Here is a 14,669-nt window from a genome sequence, read left to right on the forward strand (position 1 = left end):
AAATTGGACGCCTTTGTTGCTCCGCTGGGGATGGTTTCGGATTTCAGCCCGGACGACGCCCAGACCACGACTGAGACGAAGGACTACTTCGTCGAGAAGGACGGCGTGCGCTTCGCCGGGACACACCTGATCATCGACCTGTGGGGGGCCACCAACCTGGATGACCCAGCCCACATCGACGAGGTGCTGCGCGAGGCGGCGATCGAGACGGGTGCGACGATCCTGCACGGCCACTTCCACCACTTCCAGCCGAATGGCGGGGTGAGCGGCGTGCTGGTGCTGGCGGAGAGCCACGTCTCCATCCACACCTGGCCGGAGAAGAACTTCGCCGCGCTGGACATCTTCGTCTGCGGCGCCTGCGATCCCTACAAGGCGATCGCGGTGCTGAAGCGGGGCTTCCTGCCGGAGCGCGTGCAGCTCGGCGAGCACCGCCGCGGCATCACGGTCTGACGCAAAGCCGTCGCTTGACCTGAACGGGGGGCGGGCCGAAAGGTCCGCCCCCTTTTCATGCCCGCGGGCCCTCCGCCCGGGGCGACAGGATGGGAGAGCCGCCGTGACGACGGATTCCTGGGTGAACGAGACCCTTTACGCCGCCTGGGGCCAGCGGTTCCGCGTCGTGCGGGAACTGGCGCGGGAGAAGTCCGACTTCCAAGACATCATGGTCTTCGAGTCCGAGACGCATGGCCGCGTCATGCTGCTGGACGGCGTGGTGCAGATCACCGAGGCGGACGAGTTCGTTTACCAGGAGATGCTGACCCATGTGCCGCTGCTGGCGCATGGCGACGCGCGCCGGGTGCTGATCATCGGCGCCGGCGACGGCGGCGTGCTGCGGCGCGTGCTGGAGCACCGCAACGTCGAGAAGGCCGTGATGGTCGAGATCGACGGCGCGGTGATCCGCCTGGCCAAGCAGCACCTGCCCGGCATCGCGGGCGACGCCTGGAACGATCCTCGGGCGGAGGTCATCGTGGGCGACGGCATCGACTACGTTCGCCAAGCCGAGCCGGGTTCCTTCGACGTGGTGATCGTCGACAGCACGGACCCGATCGGCGTGGGCGAGGTCCTGTTCACCGAGGAATTTTACGCCAACGCGGCGCGGCTCCTCTCCGAGCGCGGCCTGATCGTGAACCAGTGCGGCGTGCCCTTCATGCAGGCGGATGAACTGCGGGAGACGAATCTCCGGAGGGCGAAGTCCTTCGCGGACACCTGGGCCTATGTGGCGGCGGTGCCGACCTATGTGGGCGGGTACATGACGCTGGGCTGGGCGGCGAAGGACGCCTCCCTGCGGGCGGTGCCGGCGGAAGAGGTGCGGCGGCGGGCGCAGGCGGCCGGCATCCTCGGACGCACGCGCTACTGGACGCCGGAGATCCACGCGGCGGCCTTCCACTTGCCGCCCTACATCGCAGAGAACCTCAGCCCCTGAGGATCGCGGCCCGCAGCGCGGTCAGGACGCGCTGCATGTTTTTGCCCAGGCGCGGCAGGGCCGTGTCCCAGGGCGGGGTATCGAAGCGGATCATCTCCGGCACCCATTTCCCGCCTGGCAGCGGAACGCGGGTGGAGCAGCGGAGGGTGGCGGGATCGGGCATCGCTTCGACCCGCCAGAGGAAGAGGACGAGGTCCTTCCCCGGCATGTAGGCATGCAGGCCGAGGGGGATCAGCGCCTCCGCCGACGCGTTGAGGCCGGTCTCCTCCCGGAGCTCGCGGCGGGCCGCGTCAAGGTCCTCTTCGCCGGACTCGGCCAGGCCCTTGGGGATGTCCCAGAGCGGAGAGCGGGCGGCCTGCCCGATCAGGAGGTGCGCACCGTCGGTGACGGCGACGCCGCAGGACACGCGCTTCGGCATGGGGGCGGAACTGCGGGATATGTCCCGGGTTGCCGGATGCGCGCCGATCAGGAAGCCGCGGGAAGGCGGTCGCCCGGAGCCATGGCGCGCAACCGGTCGGGGCGGAAGCGCTCTCCGAAGACGTCGGTCAGGGCCGGGGCGGTGCCGTCCCGGGCCGTCTCGAAGACCTTGCGCGCGTTCGGGTCCGACGGTGCCGCGAGGGCGCTGCGCTCCGCCTCCCGCAGGATCGTGACCTCCTCGTTCAAGCGGCGCGCGGTGTCCCGCGGAAGCGCCTTGCCGGCGACGTAGACGAGCTGACTGATGCCGATGAGGTAGTTCAGTTGCGGCGGGATGGAGAAGTTCTCCAGGTCGGCCGTGCCGTTCACGACGAGGGCCACGGCCGCGAAGGAGGAGAAGGCGAGGGCCTGGACGCGGGTCACTTCCACCTCCCCGTCCGAGGCGAAGAGGTCGGCCCAGCAAGGACGCCGCGGCCGTCCGTCCAGTACGCCGGTCCCGAGCAGCCAGAGGCGGTTCGCGGTGGACAGGATGGAGCCCTCCGTCGTGCGCGCGAGCGTGGAGCCGGCCAGGGTGATGCCGAGCAGGGCGAGGACGTCCGGGGACATGTTCGTCAGGCGGCCCGTGCGCGCCATGACATAGGCGTAGACGCCGACAACGACGATGGTGAAGAGCATCACCTGAAAGCGCGAGAGGCTGCCGAAGCCGAAGGCGTCCTGGCAGATGACGACCGGGTTGAAGGCCCGCAGCCAAGCCGGCGAGGGGCGCAGCTCCCCCGACTCGGCCGTGCGTCGGGCGAGGTTGATCTGCCGGGCATGGGTGATGCGCGCGGCGAGCGCGAGGGTGAGATAGATGAGGAGCGCCGACCCGAGCCCGAGGGCGATGGAGAGGCGCAGCGAGGTGATCGTCGCGGACACGATCCCGTAGCCGGTCGCCACGCGCTCCGGCCCGACGCAGGCGAGCACGAGGATCTGCAGGTGTTCGGACCACCAGCCCTCGTTGGCGGCGGGCATCTCGACGGTCAGCGGGGTGGTCGTGTCCTCCGGGCGCGGTGGCTGGACCCGGATCGGCAGGAGCGGGGTGCCCGGCTTGGGCGGTTCGGGCGCGTCGCCACGGTAGGCAAGGGCCTCGAACCAGGTCTGCTGGAGCCACTCGGCGGAGGGAATGCGGGCGGGCCGCTCCACCGCGAATTTCAGCGTGGGTCGGGTGACGGAGGTCTGGGAGACGTCGCCGATCCGTAGGACGGGCGGGATGCGCGAACCGAGTGTGGCGAGCACCCTCGGGTCGTTGAGCTGCTCGAACCCCTCGCCCTGGGGCAGGGAGCAGAGGGACTGGGCCTGCGCGCCCAGGGAGAGCAGGAGCAGCGGCAGAGTGACGAGGCGGCGCATGGCGGCGGCTCCGGCACGAAGACGGAACGTTCCGCCCCGACGACGCCATTGTCAACTTCCGGTTGCAAACCCCTGGACGAGGCTGCCGGCCACCATCCGCCAGCCATCCACCAGCACGAAGAAGATGAGCTTGAACGGAAGGGCGACGACGCTCGGCGGCAGCATCATCATGCCCAGCGACATGAGCAGCGAGGCGGCCACGAGATCGATCACGAGGAAGGGCAGGAAGAGGAGGAAGCCGATCTCGAAGGCACGCTTCAGTTCGCTGACCATGAAGGCGGGGACGAGGGCGCGCCAGGGTGGCGGGTCTGATGCGGGGAGGTTCGAGAGCTCCAGGAAGAGCTGGAGGTCGGAGTCGCGGGCGTTGGCGGCCATGAAGCGGCGGAAGGGCTCGGCGGCGGCGGTGAGGCCGTCGATCTCGTTCAGGCGGCCCTCCATCATCGGCTGGATGCCCGCGGTCCATGAGGCGTCCAGCGTGGGCTGCATGACGAAGAAGGTGAGGAAGAGCGCGAGGCCGATCAGCACCGGGTTCGGCGGAATGCTCGGCGCGCCGAGAGCGGTGCGGAGCAACGAGAGAACGATGGTGATGCGCGCGAAGGCCGTCGCCATCACCAGCAGCGAGGGCGCAAGGGAGAGAAGGCCGATCAGCGCGGTGAGCTGGACGAGGCGCGCGGTGGCGCCGGCGCCGGAGCCGCCGAGGTCGAGTTGCACGGACTGAGCGAGCGCGACGCCGGGAACGAGTGCGAGCAGCAGCGCGAGGGGGAGGAGACGGCGCATCAGAGCCAGCCCAGGAAGAGGTCGTTCGGGCCGCCCGTGAGGAGCACGGCCTCTCGGTCATCCACGCGCAGGATGACGAGACGGCGGCGGGAGTCGAGCGGCGTGGCCTCGACCAGTCTGGCGCGCCGCGGGCCCGGCGCCTGGCCCAGGCGGCGCGCAGCGAGGCGCGTCGCGGCCCAGAGGAGCAGGAGCACCGCGGCGAGAGCGCCGGCGGCCGTGATCCAATCCGTCGCGCCGGGGGTCATGCGGGGCGCGTCACGCCGTGCGGAGCTGCTCGGTGAGGCTGTCGATCTGGGAGAGCAGGCCGATCAGGGCGGGTCGGACCGCCCGGCCCTGATCCGCCGGCAGGAGCATGGCGGCGGAGCAGAGGGCCGTCATCTCCTTGTCCAGGCCGGTGAGATCCAAGGCCCGGCCGGCGCCGGCGAGCCCTGCGGCGACGGAGAGCATTCCCTGCATGCTGGCCGCCGCGGCGAGCACGCCGTCCTTCTGATGGCTTTTCATGCGGGCAGCGTGCCCGCGCCGGATGAATCTTCCGTTGAGAGGGCTGCGCTAATCGGACGTTCAGGAATCGCGGCCATGATGCGGGGATGGACCCGATGGCGCTCGCCGAAGCCCGGCTGAACTGGTTGGACCGCCGCCAGCAGGTGCTGGCGCGGAACATCGCGAACGCGGACACGCCGAACTTCCGCCCGCAGGACGTGACGCCCTTCTCTCAGGCGCTGGGGCGGGCCTCGGCGGCGATGGCACGGACGGACGGGGCGCATCTCGTCTCCGCCCGGAACGGGCTGGGCGCGCGGGTCGGGCGCGCGACGGATGTTGCGCCCGATGGCAATGCCGTCTCGCTGGACGAGCAGGCGCTGAAGGTGGCGGAGACGGATCAGGCGCACTCGCTCGCGATGGGGCTGCACCGTCGCTGGATCGGCCTTTTCCGGACGGCGCTCGGGCGTCAGGGCTAGGCGCCCGCGCGGCGGGATCGCCACGGGCGCGGGCCGTACGAAGGGTTAAGGGTTTTCGGCAGGAGGTTGAAGAATGGATCTCGATCGGGCGCTGCGAATCTCGGCTGCGGGAATGGCAGCGCAATCCACGCGGCTGCGCGTGGTGGCGGAGAACCTGGCCAACCGGGACAGCACGGGCGGCACGCCCGGCGCCGATCCCTATCGGCGGCGGACGGTGACCTTCGCGAACCGGCTGGATCGCGCGGCCGGGACGGATATTGTCCGCGTGTCGCGGATCGGCACGGCGCCCGGGGAATTCCAGCAGCGCTATGAACCGAGCCATCCCGCCGCGGACGCGAATGGCTACGTGAAGACGCCGAATGTCGACTCGCTGATCGAGGTCATGGACATGCGGGAGGCGCAGCGGTCCTACAACGCGAACCTCTCGGTGCTGGAGACGACGCGCGGGATGCTGTCCCGCACGATCGAGGCGCTGCGCTGATGCCGGCCCCGATCGGAGCGGCCGCGTATCGGACGCCCACCACCACGACGGAGATGGGTGGGAGCGGCTTCGGCGCGACCCTGCGCCGCGCGCTGGAGGGCGCGCTGGACGCGGGCCACGAGGCGGACCGGCAGAGCCAGCGCGCGCTGACCGGCGCGGGCAACGTGACGGAGACGGTGATGGCCGTCAGCCGGGCGGAGCTGGCGCTGCAGACCGCCGTGGCGCTGCGGGAGAAGGTGGTGCAGGCGTATCAGGACGTCATGCGGATGCCGATCTGATCCCGGCCCGGCGGACGACTTCCCGGCCGTGGAAGGCGACCTAATCACGCAATCCATGCGGGACGCAATGTGGGTGACGCTGCAGGTCGGCGCCCCGCTGTTGATCGTGCTGCTGGTGGTCGGGCTGGTCGTGTCGCTGGTGCAGGCGCTCACGCAGATCCAGGAGCAGTCGCTCGCCTTCCTGCCAAAGCTGGCGGCGGCGGGGATCGTGCTGCTGGTGATGGGACCCTTCATGATGGGGGTGCTGCGCGCCTGGACGGTGACTCTGTTCGACCGAATGGTGGCAGTGGGCGGGCTGCCGTGACGGAGGCGGAGTTCCTCGTGGCATTGCCGGACCTCGCCTTCCAGGCGGTGCTCCTGTTCTCGCGGCTCGGCGCGGCGGTGATGATCCTGCCCGGGCTCGGGGAGGCGGAGGTGCCCCCGCAGATCCGGCTCGGGTTGGGTCTCGGGCTCGTGCTGCTGGTCCTGCCGGTGTTGGCGCCGTTCCTGCCGCCCGTGCCGGATGCGGCGGCGGAGGCGCTGCGGCTTGTGACCGTCGAGATCGTCATCGGCCTGTGGATCGGCGGGATGGCGCGGCTTCTGGCGATGGCCTTCTCGGTCGCGATGCAGGCGGCGGCGTCACTGGTGGGGCTGGCGTCCGTGCTGGTGCAGGACCCGGCGGTGGGGTCGGGCGCCACCGCGCTGGGGCGGCTGGGGAGCCTCGCGGCGGCGGTGATCGTTCTCTCGGGCGGGCTGTATGCGCTCCCTCTGCGCGCGCTGGTCGATTCCTACGCGCTGATTCCGGCGGGCGGCTCCTGGCCCGCAGGGGCCGCGGCAGAGGAGTTGGCGGAGGCAGGCGCGGCTATGCTGGCCCTGGGGCTGCGATTGGCGGGGCCGTTCGTCATGGCGTCCGTGCTGATCAACCTCGCGCTGGCGCTGATCGCGCGCGTGGCACCGCAGATCCAGGTGTTCTTCGTCGCCTCGCCGGGCGCGATCCTGGCCGGGCTTGGGCTGCTGGCGCTGCTCGGGCCGCCGCTGGTCGCGACCTTCACGGAAGCGCTGGTGATCGGCTGGGCCAGCCTGCCGGGGCTGCGCTGACCGATGGCGGGCGGAGAAGAGGAGGCGGAAGACCGCACAGAGGCCCCCACACCGCGTCGCCTGGACAAGGCGCGGGAGGAGGGACAAGTCCCGAACTCGCGGGAGGCATCGGGCTTCGCGGCCCTGCTCTGCGCGGCGGTGGCGATCGCGACAGTGACGCCGGCAGCGGGGGCCCAGGCCTTGGCGGCATTGCGGAGCGTCTTCGCACGCTCGCATGAGCTGGGGCCCGAGGCGGCCTGGGCCATCGTCGGGCCGGTGGCGCTGGTGCTGCTGCCGGTGCTCGGCGCGGTGATGGTCGGCGCGGTGGCGGGGACGATGCTCCAGACGCGCGGACTGGTCTCTGCGCAGGGGCTGAAGCCGCAATTCTCCAAGCTGTCGCCGATCGCGGGGGTCAGGAAGATCGTCGGGATGGATGCCCTCGCGGAGTTCCTCAAGACTCTGCTGAAGATGGCCGTGGTGGGGACGGCCGTGTGGCGGGCGCTGGACTCGCCGGCGGTGCTGGGGAGCGTGCTGCACCTGTCGCCAGGTGGGCTGCTGGGCGCGGTGTCCGGCGCGGCGGGGCGGCTGGCCGTCTCTGCGCTGGCGGCCTTCGCGCTGGTGGCGGGGGCGGACCTGCTCTGGGTGCGATTCCGACACGTCCGCAAGCTGCGGATGAGCCTCAAGGACATGAAGGACGAGGCGAAGGACACCGACGGCGACCCGCATGTGAAGGCCCAGCAGAAGCAGATCCGCGCGCAGCGGTCGCGCCAGCGCATGATGGCGGCGGTGCCGAAGGCGGCGGTGGTGATCACCAACCCGACTCACTACGCCGTCGCGCTGGCCTATGAGGAGGGTGCGGCGGCGGCGCCGAAGATCGTGGCCAAGGGCGCGGATGCGATCGCCGCGCGCATCCGGGAGACAGCGAAGGAGGCGGGCGTGCCGCTCGTGTCGAATCCGCCACTCGCACGGGCGCTGTACAAGCTGGAGGTGGATACGGAAATTCCGGCGGCTCATTATCAGGCGGTGGCCGAGATCATCGCTTTCGTCTGGCGCGCGCGGCGCCCCCGATCCGGGGGAACGGGCTGATGCCGCTCACCCTGGTGCATGATCCCGGGCTCGGCGCGGCGCTGCGGCGGGTGACGAGCGTGTCCTGGTCAGATGGGGCCTGGCTGCCCTGGCGGCGGGCGGCGACGGCGGATACGGCGTTGGTCGCGTTGCTGGAAGCGCTACCGCAGGGCGCCGCGCTGCTCGACCCGGAGGGGCGGCTGCTGCAGGGGAACACCGCCCTGCAGGAGCGGCTGGGGCCGACCTTGCCGCTGAAGCCGGGGTTGCCCGCGCTGTCGCTGTTCATCCCGGAATCGCGCGCGGCGGTGGAGGGGTGGCTCGCCTCGCCGTTGCAGCCACTCACTGCCTGGCTGGCGGTGCCGGAGGGCGGGAATCCGCCGGCCGTGTCCCTGTCTCTGCGCGCGCTGACGGATACGATGCGGGTGCTGCTGCTGGAGGATTCCGCCGATCGGGCCCGCGGCACCGAAGGGTGGGAGGCGGCGGACCGGCTGCGCGCGGTGGGACAGCTCGCCGGCGGCATCGCGCATGATGTGAACAACCTGCTCTCCATCATCCTGGCGGCCATCGAATCCACGCGGCGGGTGGCGCCGGCCACCGGAGAGGAGCTGAAGCCGGCGCAGGCGGCAGCGGAGCGGGGCGCGTCGCTCGTGCAGCGTCTGCTGGCCTTCGCGCGGCGCCAGCGGCTGGAGCCGCGGGTGGTGGTGCTGGACGAGGTGTTGGGAAGCGCCGGCGGGTTCCTGCGGGGCCTGTTGGGCAGCCGGGTGGAGCTGGTGGTGCGGATGGGAGCGCCGGGGCGGCGCGTGAAGGTGGACCCGATCCAGCTCGATCAGGTGCTGCTGAACCTCGCGGCCAATGCGCGGGACGTGATGCCCTCGGGCGGGCGCCTGGTGATGGAGACGGGGACGGCCGTCGCATTGCGGGAGGAGCCGGGGATTCCGGATGCCCTTCCGCCTGGCCGCTGGACCGTGCTGAGCGTGTCCGACACCGGGCCGGGCATTCCGCATGAGGTGCTGCCGCGCATCTTCGAGCCTTTCTTCACCACGAAGGCGGCGGCGGGGGGCAGCGGGCTCGGGCTGGCGACGGTGCACGGCATCGTCCGCCAGTCCGGTGGGGCCTTGCAGGTCGAGACGCGGCCGGGGGAGGGGGCCCGCTTCCTGATCTATCTGCCGCGGCACGAGGGGCCGGCGGAGGCCGTAGCGCCGGAGGAACGGTCTGCGGCAAGGGCCATCGCGGCGCCGGTCCCGACTCCGTCCCGGCATATCCTGCTGGTGGACGACGAGGCACCGCTGCGTCGCCTGACCGCCGCGGCGCTGGAGCGCGCCGGCCATCGGATCACCCAGGCCGAGGATGCCGAGACCGCGCTGGAGATGGTGGAGGAGGGGTTGGCTCCGGAGGTGCTCATCTCCGACATCGTCATGCCCGGAATGGACGGATTGGCACTGGCGCGGGCGGTGCGGGCCCGGCACCCCGGCGTGCCGGTCATCCTGGCGAGCGGCTACTCCGAGAATGTTCTCGGCCCGGAGGCGGAGGGGGATGGATTCGGGTTCATCGCCAAGCCCTATCGTCCGTCCGAGCTCGCCGCTGCGGTGGCGCGCCTGGAGTGCCGTCCGCCAGGGCTCAAGGACGAGTAAGGCGCTGATTTCCAGAGACTTCTCACGACCTCGGATTCGGAAGGGGACGGCGTTTTTTCGCGCCTTCGTTGCGGGTTTCGCTTGCCTTCGGACCCCGGAACACAATATGAACATCCGTGTCGAGAGACGCGGCCGGCGCTTGTAGAGGACCGGCTCGGACGGTTAACAGAAGTGGTGGTGAGAGGCGGCCGGACAGGGCGTTTCTTCCACCAGGGGTTGCGGCACCGGACGCCGGAAGGGGCAAGGCCAGGATGGATAAGAACAAGGCGCTCGACGCCGCGCTCAGCCAGATCGAGAGGTCCTTCGGCAAGGGCTCGATCATGCGCATGGGCGGCAAGCAGATGAACGAGGAGATCGAGGTCGTCTCCACCGGCTCGCTCGGCCTCGACCTCGCGCTCGGCATCGGCGGGTTGCCGAAGGGCCGCATCATCGAGATCTACGGGCCGGAATCCTCGGGCAAGACGACGCTGGCGCTGCAGGCCGTGGCGGAGGCCCAGAAGAAGGGCGGCACCTGCGCCTTCATCGACGCGGAGCACGCGCTCGACCCGGGCTATGCGCGCAAGCTCGGTGTGGACGTGGACAACCTGCTGATCTCCCAGCCCGATGCCGGCGAGCAGGCGCTCGAGATCGCGGATACGCTCGTGCGGTCCGGCGCGATCGACGTGCTGGTGATCGACTCGGTGGCGGCGCTGGTGCCGCGCGCGGAGCTGGAGGGCGAGATGGGCGACAGCCATGTCGGCCTGCATGCCCGCCTGATGTCCCAGGCGCTGCGGAAGCTGACCGGCTCCATCTCCCGCTCGAACTGCATGATGATCTTCCTCAACCAGATCCGGCTGAAGATCGGCGTGATGTTCGGCAACCCGGAGACGACGACCGGCGGCAACGCGCTGAAGTTCTACGCCTCCATCCGTCTGGAGATCCGCCGCATCGGGCAGATCAAGGACCGGGAGGAGGTCACGGGCAACCAGACCCGCGTCAAGGTGGTGAAGAACAAGATGGCGCCGCCGTTCCGGCAGGTCGAGTTCGACATCATGTATGGCGAGGGCGTGTCCAAGGTCGGCGAGCTGATCGACCTGGGCGTGAAGGCCGGCGTGGTGGAGAAGTCGGGCGCCTGGTTCTCCTACGACAGCCAGCGGATCGGGCAGGGGCGGGAGAACGCGAAGCAGTTCATGCGCGACAACCCCGCCATGGCCGACGCGATCGAGGCGAAGATCCGGGCGCAGGCCGGTGTCGTGGCGAATGCCATGATGACGGCGCCGGAGACGGAGGACGCCGCCGCGGCGGAGTGACCGGATGGCCGCGGCGGCTCGTGTCGCCGCGGCCGGCACGGCGTGGGCCGATGCCGAGAGGCGTCGGCGCACCGCAGGCGGCATCCTGTCAGCCGCCGGGGGCCTTGGTGCAGTCCCGCAGAGCCTTCATCTGGCCCTCGATCCTGAGCGTGAAGGTCTTCTTGCTGGTCGTATCGCGCGTCCGGCCGCCGATCTGCTCGTAGATCGCCATCAGAGACCAGACGCCATCCTCCAGCCTGCCGCCGTTGCGGAAGCCGACGCCGACGCAGCCCCGGATCTCGGACGGAACCGACGCGGGGTGGAAGAGGATGTTCTTCTGCACCTTCTCCACGGCGAGGCCGAGCCAGGGATTCATCACGAAGGTGCTGTAGTGCTCCATGTAGTACATGGAGGAGAGCGGATAGGAGCGGTTCCCCTCCATCGCCATCATGTTGTCCATCCGCTCGATCGTCTCGAACTGCAGGCCATGGACCCAGAGCTCGCCGAGCAGGCCGTGCGCCGTGCGTGACTTGATCCGCTCGCCAGTCTTCGGAAGGTCCTCGCCGAGCGCCGTCAACTCCTTCACCGTCGGCGTGTAGGTGTTCTCCACGTACTGGTTGCCGCGGACATACGTGATGGTGACGTCGGTCATCCCAGTCTCCCCTTCCGCTGGCCCGGTTTCGTGCCCGGCCCGGCGAGACGATGGCGGGTTCGGACAAGGTCGGGTGTTCCGCCCGGAACAGGGCGCGCGCGGGCCGGGCATACCGGCTCCGCAGGGCAGTGACGCGATCGCGGGCGCGAGCGGCGAACGGTCCGGCAGAACGCGGCGGAGGTGACCGCACCCAAGTTGTGGCCCGGCGCTTCTCCTCGCGCGCGCTTGACAGGCGGCGGGAAGGGCTGGTGCAGTCCCGGCGGAGGCGACGCCCGCAGGCAACGCAGCACTGCCCGGCGGGCGGCGCTGCAGGAGATGACGCGATGCCCCATCCCGGCCGCCGGCTGATTCTTCTTTCCGCGCTATCGGCACCCGCGCTGCTGCGAGGACCACAGGCCGCCGCACAGGGGACGACGTTGGAATTGGCGGTGGGCGCACCGCCCACGTCCATGGACCCGCATTTCCACACGCTGACGCCCAACATGGCGCTCGGGCAGCACGTCTTCGACAACCTCGTGCACCGGGATGCGGAGGCGCGGCTGCGGCCGGGACTGGCGGAAGCCTGGCGGCTGGTGGACGACAGCACCTGGGAGTTCCGGCTTCGTCGGGGCGTCACCTTCCACAATGGCGAGCCCTTCACGGCGGAGGACGTGCTCTACACGCTGGACCGTGTCCCTCGCGTGGCGAACAGCCCGGGATCGTTCTCCGTGTTCACCAAGGGGATCGTCAGCCCCGAGGTCGTGGATCCGCATACCCTCCGCTTCAAGACGAACGGGGTGTACCCGCTGCTGCCGGCGGACCTGTCGCAGGTCGCGATCCTCTGGCACGGGATCGGCGGGAACAACCTGACGAGCGACTTCAACAGCGGACGCGCGGCGATCGGGACCGGACCTTTCCGCCTGGCCGCCTATCGCCATGGCGAGAGGGCAGAGCTGGAACGGAACCCGCGCTACTGGGGCGAGGCGCCGGCCTGGGACAAGGTGAACTACCGGGTCATCGCGAATGACGGCGGGCGGGTGGCCGCGCTGCGGGCGGGCGACATCGCCTTCATCGACGCCGTGCCGACCAACGACATCGCCCGATTGCGAACGGAGCCGCGGGTCGTCCTGTCCGAGACGGTGAGCCTGCGCTCCATCTATCTCCGGCCGGATTTCCGCGCGGAGAGTCCCTACGTTTCCGGGCCCAATGGCGAGGCACTGGCGCGCAATCCCCTGACGGACCAGCGGGTGCGGGAGGCGCTGTCCATCGCGATCAACCGCGCCGCCATCTGCGAACGGACCATGTCCGGCGCGGCACTGCCGATCGGGCAGTTCATGCCGCCCGGAACCTATGGTCACGTCCCCGACCTGCCGCCGCCGGCCTTCGATCCCGAGCGGGCGCGGCGGCTGCTGGCGGAGGCAGGATTTCCGCAGGGGTTCAGCATCACGCTGCATGCCTCGAACGACCGCTACGTGAACGACGCACAGGTGGCGCAGAGCGTGGGGCAGATGTGGCAGCGGATCGGCGTGCGGACGCGGGTGGAGGCGATCCCTTATGCCGCCTTCTCCCAGCGCACGGCGCGGTCCGACACGTCGATGGCGCTCGGTGGCTGGGCGAATTCGAGCGGCGAGCCCTCGGGCGGGCTGCGCGGGCTGCTGGGAACGCGGGACGTGGCGCGGGGCTGGGGAACGGTGAACCGGACCGGCTACTCCAACCCGGTCTTCGACCAGACGGTCGCGCGCGCCCTGAACACCGCCGACGACGAGGCGCGGGAAGGGCTGATGCAGGAAGCGACGCGGATCGCCGTGCGCGACGTCGGCTGGATCCCGCTGCACATCCAGAAGAACATCTGGGGGATGCGGCAGGGGCTGACGCACACGCCGCGGGCAGACGAGATGACCCTGGCGCACGACGTCCGGCCCGGGCGGTAAGCTGCGGGGCCGCGGGCGTTGCCAACTGGCGCCCGCAGACTGCTGAACGCGGGTCCAGGGGGTGCGTTCACCACTGGGTGGATGGGGGCCGGGGAAGGCGACGCCTTCCCCGGAGTCGCCGGCGCTACTCCGCCAGTCCGCCGAGCTCCTTGCGCACGACGCTGACCCAGTAGCCGACGCCGTTCGGGATGGCGTCGTCGTTGAAGTCGTAGGTGGGGGTGTGCAGTCCCTCGGAGGTGGCACCGCCAGCGCCGATGCCCATGAACATGAAGGCGCCCGGGCGGGCCTGGAGCATGAGGGAGAAGTCCTCTCCTCCCGTGATCAGGGGCGGGTTGCCGTCCACCTTGTCGGCACCGGCCAGGTCGGCGGCGGCGGCCAGCGCGACCTCGGTCTGCTCGGCGTGGTTCACGACCGCGGTGCCGCGGCGATCGTAGGTGACCTCGGCCGAGCATCCGAAGCTGGCCGCGAGGCCGGTGGCGAGCTCCCGCATCCGGCGCTCCATCGTGTCCCGCACGGCCTCCGTGTAGGAACGGGCGGTGCCGCCGATCACCATCTCGGACGGCATGACGTTGGTGGAGGCCATCGACCCGCCGTGGATAGCGCCGACGCTGATCACCGCCGCGTCCACCGCCGCGATGTTGCGGGCGACGATGGTCTGCATGGCCAGGACGAACTGGGCCTGAAGGACGGCGACGTCGGTGGCTAAATGGGGCGCCGCGCCCCCATGGCCGCCGGTGCCGCGGAAAGTGACGACCCAGCGGTCGCCGGCGGCCATGGCCGGGCCGGGGCGGCTGGCGAAGGTGCCGAAGGGCATCTTCGGGTCGTTGTGCAGGCCGTAGACCGCGTCGACGGGAAAGCGGTCGAACAGGCCGTCGGCGATCATGGCGCGGGCGCCGCCGCGGCCTTCCTCGGCGGGCTGGAAGATGAAATGGACGGTGCCGCCGAAGTCCGGGTGCTCCTTCAGGTGCCGGGCCGCGCCCAGGAGCATGGCGGTGTGGCCGTCATGGCCGCAGGCGTGCATGACGCCCTTGTTCGTGGAGGCGTGCGGCAGGCCGGTCGCCTCCTCGATCGCCAGGGCGTCCATGTCGCAGCGGAGGCCGATGGCGCGCTGGCCAGGGCGGTTGCCCTTGAGGCTGGCGACCACGCCGTACTTGCCGATGCCTTCCGCGACGTCGAAGCCCCAGGCGCGGAGCTTCTCGGCCACAAGGGCAGAGGTGCGGACCTCCTCCATCCCCATCTCCGGGTGGGCATGGATGTCGCGGCGAATGGCCGAGAGCTCGGGCTGGAGCGCCCGGATCCGGGTCAGGGTAATCTCGTCCATCACGGGCCTCATGGTCGTCCGCTGAGCAGGATGGGATCGGGGTCTCGCCCTGAC

The 14,669-nt window shown here is 70.4% G+C and carries 18 protein-coding genes; 11 read left to right on the forward strand and 7 right to left on the reverse strand.

Features of this window, described 5'->3' with window-relative positions:
• Positions 1 to 30: 30 nt before the first annotated feature.
• Both speD and speE read left to right on the forward strand, forming a co-directional pair.
• On the forward strand, positions 31 to 450 hold the full coding sequence (speD, locus tag ACP6CK_RS01265) for an adenosylmethionine decarboxylase (protein ID WP_426959843.1): 420 nt from the start codon (positions 31 to 33) through the stop codon (positions 448 to 450).
• A 103-nt stretch (positions 451 to 553) separates the two neighbouring features.
• On the forward strand, positions 554 to 1,420 hold the full coding sequence (gene speE, locus ACP6CK_RS01270; RefSeq protein ID WP_426956961.1) for a polyamine aminopropyltransferase: 867 nt from the start codon (positions 554 to 556) through the stop codon (positions 1,418 to 1,420).
• Here the strand turns inward: speE and ACP6CK_RS01275 are convergent.
• The 5 genes from ACP6CK_RS01275 to ACP6CK_RS01295 are packed head-to-tail and all read right to left on the reverse strand — an operon-like array spanning position 1,410 to position 4,498.
• Complete coding sequence (locus ACP6CK_RS01275; protein ID WP_426956962.1) at positions 1,410 to 1,838, reverse strand: NUDIX domain-containing protein; 429 nt, start codon at positions 1,836 to 1,838, stop codon at positions 1,410 to 1,412. The two genes, speE and ACP6CK_RS01275, sit on opposite strands and share 11 nt — an antisense overlap.
• A 47-nt stretch (positions 1,839 to 1,885) precedes the next feature.
• Entirely contained in the window at positions 1,886 to 3,220 is a 1,335-nt protein-coding gene (locus tag ACP6CK_RS01280) for a hypothetical protein (protein ID WP_426956963.1), read from the reverse strand.
• Positions 3,221 to 3,271: 51 nt separating this feature from the next.
• Positions 3,272 to 3,997, reverse strand: a complete 726-nt coding sequence (gene fliP, locus ACP6CK_RS01285; RefSeq protein ID WP_426956964.1) for a flagellar type III secretion system pore protein FliP — start codon at positions 3,995 to 3,997, stop codon at positions 3,272 to 3,274.
• Complete coding sequence (locus tag ACP6CK_RS01290; RefSeq protein WP_426956965.1) at positions 3,997 to 4,242, reverse strand: flagellar biosynthetic protein FliO; 246 nt, start codon at positions 4,240 to 4,242, stop codon at positions 3,997 to 3,999. The genes fliP and ACP6CK_RS01290 overlap by 1 nt, the downstream gene beginning before the upstream one ends.
• Before the next feature lie 10 nt (positions 4,243 to 4,252).
• Positions 4,253 to 4,498, reverse strand: coding sequence for a hypothetical protein (locus ACP6CK_RS01295; RefSeq protein ID WP_426956966.1), 246 nt, complete (start codon positions 4,496 to 4,498; stop codon positions 4,253 to 4,255).
• 95 nt (positions 4,499 to 4,593) lie between these two features.
• Here ACP6CK_RS01295 and ACP6CK_RS01300 point away from each other — a divergent pair, with 95 nt between their 5' ends.
• The 8 genes from ACP6CK_RS01300 to recA all read left to right on the forward strand — a co-directional run bounded on the left by ACP6CK_RS01300 (position 4,594) and on the right by recA (position 10,753).
• Positions 4,594 to 4,953, forward strand: a complete 360-nt coding sequence (locus ACP6CK_RS01300) for a flagellar basal body rod protein FlgB (protein WP_426956967.1) — start codon at positions 4,594 to 4,596, stop codon at positions 4,951 to 4,953.
• A gap of 73 nt (positions 4,954 to 5,026) precedes the next feature.
• Entirely contained in the window at positions 5,027 to 5,434 is a 408-nt protein-coding gene (gene flgC / locus ACP6CK_RS01305; protein WP_426956968.1) for a flagellar basal body rod protein FlgC, read from the forward strand.
• The gene (locus tag ACP6CK_RS01310) at positions 5,434 to 5,712 is read left to right on the forward strand and encodes a flagellar hook-basal body complex protein FliE (RefSeq protein WP_426956969.1); all 279 of its coding nucleotides are present in this window, start codon (positions 5,434 to 5,436) and stop codon (positions 5,710 to 5,712) included. Before flgC ends, ACP6CK_RS01310 begins: the two co-directional genes overlap by 1 nt.
• Positions 5,713 to 5,767: 55 nt before the next feature.
• Positions 5,768 to 6,016: a flagellar biosynthetic protein FliQ gene (locus ACP6CK_RS01315; RefSeq protein ID WP_426956970.1), complete on the forward strand. Its 249-nt coding sequence runs from the start codon at positions 5,768 to 5,770 to the stop codon at positions 6,014 to 6,016.
• Positions 6,013 to 6,789 (forward strand): flagellar biosynthetic protein FliR, encoded by a 777-nt coding sequence (locus tag ACP6CK_RS01320; protein WP_426956971.1) that lies wholly within the window; start codon positions 6,013 to 6,015, stop codon positions 6,787 to 6,789. The genes ACP6CK_RS01315 and ACP6CK_RS01320 overlap by 4 nt, the downstream gene beginning before the upstream one ends.
• A 3-nt stretch (positions 6,790 to 6,792) precedes the next feature.
• On the forward strand, positions 6,793 to 7,854 hold the full coding sequence (locus tag ACP6CK_RS01325) for an EscU/YscU/HrcU family type III secretion system export apparatus switch protein (RefSeq protein WP_426956972.1): 1,062 nt from the start codon (positions 6,793 to 6,795) through the stop codon (positions 7,852 to 7,854).
• Positions 7,854 to 9,464 carry an ATP-binding protein gene (locus ACP6CK_RS01330; protein WP_426956973.1) on the forward strand — a complete coding sequence of 537 codons (1,611 nt, stop codon included), beginning with the start codon at positions 7,854 to 7,856 and terminating at the stop codon, positions 9,462 to 9,464. Before ACP6CK_RS01325 ends, ACP6CK_RS01330 begins: the two co-directional genes overlap by 1 nt.
• A gap of 251 nt (positions 9,465 to 9,715) precedes the next feature.
• A complete protein-coding gene (recA, locus tag ACP6CK_RS01335; protein ID WP_426956974.1) occupies positions 9,716 to 10,753 on the forward strand; it encodes a recombinase RecA in 1,038 nt (345 codons plus the stop codon).
• An 88-nt stretch (positions 10,754 to 10,841) separates the two neighbouring features.
• Here the strand turns inward: recA and ACP6CK_RS01340 are convergent, their stop codons facing one another.
• The gene (locus tag ACP6CK_RS01340; protein WP_426956975.1) at positions 10,842 to 11,384 is read right to left on the reverse strand and encodes a hypothetical protein; all 543 of its coding nucleotides are present in this window, start codon (positions 11,382 to 11,384) and stop codon (positions 10,842 to 10,844) included.
• 323 nt (positions 11,385 to 11,707) lie between these two features.
• Between ACP6CK_RS01340 and ACP6CK_RS01345 the strand changes: the two genes are divergently transcribed.
• Complete coding sequence (locus tag ACP6CK_RS01345) at positions 11,708 to 13,294, forward strand: ABC transporter substrate-binding protein (protein WP_426956976.1); 1,587 nt, start codon at positions 11,708 to 11,710, stop codon at positions 13,292 to 13,294.
• Positions 13,295 to 13,418: 124 nt separating this feature from the next.
• On the opposite strand, the gene ACP6CK_RS01350 is transcribed toward ACP6CK_RS01345, so the two are convergent.
• Positions 13,419 to 14,615 carry a M20 aminoacylase family protein gene (locus ACP6CK_RS01350; protein ID WP_426956977.1) on the reverse strand — a complete coding sequence of 399 codons (1,197 nt, stop codon included), beginning with the start codon at positions 14,613 to 14,615 and terminating at the stop codon, positions 13,419 to 13,421.
• Between the last annotated feature and the right edge of the window lie 54 nt (positions 14,616 to 14,669).

It is taken from the genome of Muricoccus radiodurans (genome assembly GCF_050154705.1).
Lineage (GTDB): Bacteria > Pseudomonadota > Alphaproteobacteria > Acetobacterales > Acetobacteraceae > Roseomonas > Roseomonas radiodurans.

What these genes read in the sequence shown, in the direction of transcription:
- speD (WP_426959843.1), top strand. Translation starts at nt 31, where the DNA reads ATGGTTTCGGATTTCAGCCCGGACGACGCCCAGACCACGACTGAGACG.
- ACP6CK_RS01275 (WP_426956962.1), bottom strand. Translation starts at nt 1,838, where the DNA reads ATGCCGAAGCGCGTGTCCTGCGGCGTCGCCGTCACCGACGGTGCGCAC.
- ACP6CK_RS01280 (WP_426956963.1), bottom strand. Translation starts at nt 3,220, where the DNA reads ATGCGCCGCCTCGTCACTCTGCCGCTGCTCCTGCTCTCCCTGGGCGCG.
- fliP (WP_426956964.1), bottom strand. Translation starts at nt 3,997, where the DNA reads ATGCGCCGTCTCCTCCCCCTCGCGCTGCTGCTCGCACTCGTTCCCGGC.
- ACP6CK_RS01290 (WP_426956965.1), bottom strand. Translation starts at nt 4,242, where the DNA reads ATGACCCCCGGCGCGACGGATTGGATCACGGCCGCCGGCGCTCTCGCC.
- ACP6CK_RS01295 (WP_426956966.1), bottom strand. Translation starts at nt 4,498, where the DNA reads ATGAAAAGCCATCAGAAGGACGGCGTGCTCGCCGCGGCGGCCAGCATG.
- ACP6CK_RS01300 (WP_426956967.1), top strand. Translation starts at nt 4,594, where the DNA reads ATGGCGCTCGCCGAAGCCCGGCTGAACTGGTTGGACCGCCGCCAGCAG.
- flgC (WP_426956968.1), top strand. Translation starts at nt 5,027, where the DNA reads ATGGATCTCGATCGGGCGCTGCGAATCTCGGCTGCGGGAATGGCAGCG.
- ACP6CK_RS01310 (WP_426956969.1), top strand. Translation starts at nt 5,434, where the DNA reads ATGCCGGCCCCGATCGGAGCGGCCGCGTATCGGACGCCCACCACCACG.
- ACP6CK_RS01315 (WP_426956970.1), top strand. Translation starts at nt 5,768, where the DNA reads ATGCGGGACGCAATGTGGGTGACGCTGCAGGTCGGCGCCCCGCTGTTG.
- ACP6CK_RS01325 (WP_426956972.1), top strand. Translation starts at nt 6,793, where the DNA reads ATGGCGGGCGGAGAAGAGGAGGCGGAAGACCGCACAGAGGCCCCCACA.
- ACP6CK_RS01330 (WP_426956973.1), top strand. Translation starts at nt 7,854, where the DNA reads ATGCCGCTCACCCTGGTGCATGATCCCGGGCTCGGCGCGGCGCTGCGG.
- recA (WP_426956974.1), top strand. Translation starts at nt 9,716, where the DNA reads ATGGATAAGAACAAGGCGCTCGACGCCGCGCTCAGCCAGATCGAGAGG.
- ACP6CK_RS01340 (WP_426956975.1), bottom strand. Translation starts at nt 11,384, where the DNA reads ATGACCGACGTCACCATCACGTATGTCCGCGGCAACCAGTACGTGGAG.
- ACP6CK_RS01345 (WP_426956976.1), top strand. Translation starts at nt 11,708, where the DNA reads ATGCCCCATCCCGGCCGCCGGCTGATTCTTCTTTCCGCGCTATCGGCA.
- ACP6CK_RS01350 (WP_426956977.1), bottom strand. Translation starts at nt 14,615, where the DNA reads ATGGACGAGATTACCCTGACCCGGATCCGGGCGCTCCAGCCCGAGCTC.